Genomic DNA, 3,168 nt, shown 5'->3' with positions numbered 1-3,168 from the left:
CTTCATGCTTAACCATTCGTTTTGACAACATTTCAATGATCTCTTTAGTGTTTTCGAACCGACTTTTGTCAGTTCTATTGTTTAACTTTTAATTTTTCGGTAAAAATTTACCGAAGTATTGTTCTTAATAGACCTTACAATAAGGCACATAATGATTTATCTAAAATACATCATAAGCCTATTGAGGTTAATAGTGCATTCTACATGGCGATACTAAGCCCAATCTACATGTTTCTATGGGAGGGGACATTAAGTCGCTACAAAAAGAAGCCTACCTTTTCCTTATGAACAAGAAAAGAAAATGTTTAAAGAGAGTTACAAAGAGACCATAATAGCGACACATAATTCCAAAACGCTCCTTCAATGATGCTTTGTGATTGTTAGTAGTAGCCCCCTCTTTGAGATATCCGGAAAGAATTAAATTGGAATTTACTATATGTCGAGACTTCTTTAAGACCTTAATACACCAATCAAAATCTGCTGAAAATCTATAACGCAAATCGTACTTTGCAGTCAAACTTCTTCTTGCAATAAAAGACTGATGACAAACCAACATACCATTAGAAAAACTTTTCCAACTCAAAACCTTAGGAGGCCTTAGACGCCTCAAACCAAGCTCTTTTCCGTCATCATCCTTAATCATAGTGTCACCATAAATAACGTCTGGAGAGGAGGCGATAATCCGATGCAGTTTAGCAACTGTATCTTTGTCATAAATCTCATCACCGGCATTCATAAACCATACATAATCACCGGTTGCCTTGACGAGCCCTTTATTCATTGCATCATAAATACCATTGTCCGGTTCACTATAGATCCGAGCAAAAGGACATATCTGACGCACCATATCAAGAGTACAATCTTTGGAGGCGCCATCAATAATGAGGTATTCGAATGATAAGTCAGTCTGCTTGCTAACCGAGCGAAGAGTACGTTCAATACAATCCGCTGCATTGAAACAAATCGTAATGATAGAAAGTGAAGGCATCTAATTAAGAAATCAATCTTCTACATTGACAAGGGAACGAATATTCTGGACCAGCAAACTTAATGCTACAGAATTGAAACCACCTTCCGGGATAATGATGTCGGCATAACGTTTGGAAGGCTCAACAAAATCATCATGCATAGGTTTCACTGTCGTAAAATATTGATTCAATACCGACTCTACGGAACGACCACGCTCCTGTACATCCCTAAGAAGACGTCTGCCAAGTCTGACATCAGCAGCTGTATCAACAAAAACTTTGACATCCATCAAGTCTCGCAACTCCTTATTTTCCAAAATTAAGATACCATCCAAAATAATGACTCTTGCAGGATGTACCACCACGGTCTGTGGCAAACGGTTGTGCTCAACAAATGAATAGACGGGACGCTCAATATCTTTACCTTCCTTGAGTTGCTTGATATGCTCGATCATAACATCAGTGTCAAAAGCAGAGGGATGATCATAATTGAGCTTAGCTCGCTCTTCCAATGGTAGTTCATTGTGTGCCTTATAATAATAATCATGACAAATAATTGTCACATCCTCTTCCAAAAAGACTTCCTGCAATTTATGAACTAACGTAGATTTTCCGGATGCAGTACCTCCGGCAACGCCTATAATTGTCGTATTCATTGTGATATGATTCCTATTTTATATTCTTTTGAGACTGATGTGCCGTACCCCCCTTGCAGTTATTATAAGAGCTTATTCTTTCTAAACACTTTGTATAACTTGTCAATTCCTTCATCTAACTGTTGCATCGTATGGGTTGCCATAAGGGAAAAACGAATCAGAGTATCAGTAGGCGCCACTGCCGGAGCTACTACGGGATTGACAAAAACTCCCTCCTCAAAAGCATCTCGAGTAACCGTAAATGTCTTTTCATTGTCTCTAATAAACAATGGTATAATAGGTGTCGTAGTATGGCCGATCTCAAAACCTAAAGAACGAAAACGATCCAAAGCATAATGCGTCAAATTCCAAAGATGCTCTCTTCTCTCCGGCTCATTAATCATAATATCCAGAGCTGCATTAGCTGCAGCGGTGGAAGCAGGAGTACAACTTGCAGAGAAGATATAAGATCTTGCATGGTGACGCAAATAATTGATCACAGTTTTATTGCCGGCTACAAATCCTCCTAACGAAGCAAAACTTTTTGAGAAGGTACCCATCACAAGATCAACATTGTCAGTCGTACCCGTCTCATTACACAAACCACTTCCATTTTTTCCAAGTATACCAAGGCTATGAGCTTCATCAACCATGATTGATGCATTGTACTTTTTAGCCAATCTTACTATTTCAGGCAAATTGGCTCTATCACCTTCCATACTGAAAACGCCATCCACAACGATAAGCTTGATTTTCTCGGGCGCACACTGTTGGAGACGCTTCTCAAGTGAAGCCATATCATTGTGTCTAAATTTTAGCTTTTGGCTAAAAGACAATCTCATTCCCTCTATAATTGAAGCATGATTAAGCTCATCCCAAATGATGTAATCCTCGCGACCGGTCAAGCAAGAGACAACACCCAAATTGACCTGAAAACCAGTGGAAAATATTATAGCATCCTCCTTGCCTACAAACTCAGCCAAACGCTTCTCCAGCGCAAGGTGAGAGTCCAATGTACCATTCAAGAATCTGCTGCCGGCACAACCGGTCCCGTACTTTTCTACCGCTTCTATTGCAGCCTGCTTGAGCTTTGGATGGTTGGTCAATCCCAGATAAGCATTCGAACCAAACATAAGAACTCGGCGACCGTCTATGATTACTTCAGTGGATTGCTCGCTCTCAATCTTCCTGAAATAAGGATAAATACCTAATGCCTGAGCTTTCTGTGGCTCTGTGTATTGCGACAATTTTGCGTCTAATAAGTTCATAATAAACAATCTTATATTAAGAGGCCCAAAATTTAGAACATGGTTCTTCGATTGATCTTTTTCGATCAGCAAAAGACAAAGTACAATCGAATACTTACCTCCTACACATTTTTATTCTTAATGTGCAAATGTACTCAATATCCATTAAACCCAAATATGTCTTTAGAAAGAGGCAGGGCAACCGCATCAAATCTTTAGCAGCTTTTTGAGATAGTCCATATTTAAAGCAGCCTTAAACAACCTCTTCCGTAGGGAAAGTTTGTCTTTATACTGAGAAACAATGGCTAAAGCAAACTT

3 protein-coding genes are annotated in these 3,168 nt (G+C 39.2%); all 3 read right to left on the bottom strand.

Translation table 11 applies throughout. The features are described 5' to 3' along the window. Positions 1 to 271: 271 nt before the first annotated feature. A complete protein-coding gene (locus ACFO3G_RS03520; protein WP_380078038.1) occupies positions 272 to 988 on the bottom strand; it encodes a glycosyltransferase family 2 protein in 717 nt (238 codons plus the stop codon). 12 nt (positions 989 to 1,000) lie between these two features. Then, positions 1,001 to 1,624 carry a uridine kinase gene (udk, locus tag ACFO3G_RS03515; RefSeq protein WP_380078036.1) on the bottom strand — a complete coding sequence of 208 codons (624 nt, stop codon included), beginning with the start codon at positions 1,622 to 1,624 and terminating at the stop codon, positions 1,001 to 1,003. Between the two features lie 62 nt (positions 1,625 to 1,686). Then, positions 1,687 to 2,871 carry a serine palmitoyltransferase gene (gene spt, locus ACFO3G_RS03510; protein WP_380078034.1) on the bottom strand — a complete coding sequence of 395 codons (1,185 nt, stop codon included), beginning with the start codon at positions 2,869 to 2,871 and terminating at the stop codon, positions 1,687 to 1,689. Positions 2,872 to 3,168 lie beyond the last annotated feature (297 nt).

The sequence above is a fragment of the Falsiporphyromonas endometrii genome (assembly GCF_042654485.1).
Lineage (GTDB): Bacteria > Bacteroidota > Bacteroidia > Bacteroidales > Porphyromonadaceae > Porphyromonas > Porphyromonas endometrii.
The sequence above is the reverse complement of the archived record's forward strand: the minus strand, read 5'-3'. Positions and strand labels throughout refer to the sequence as shown.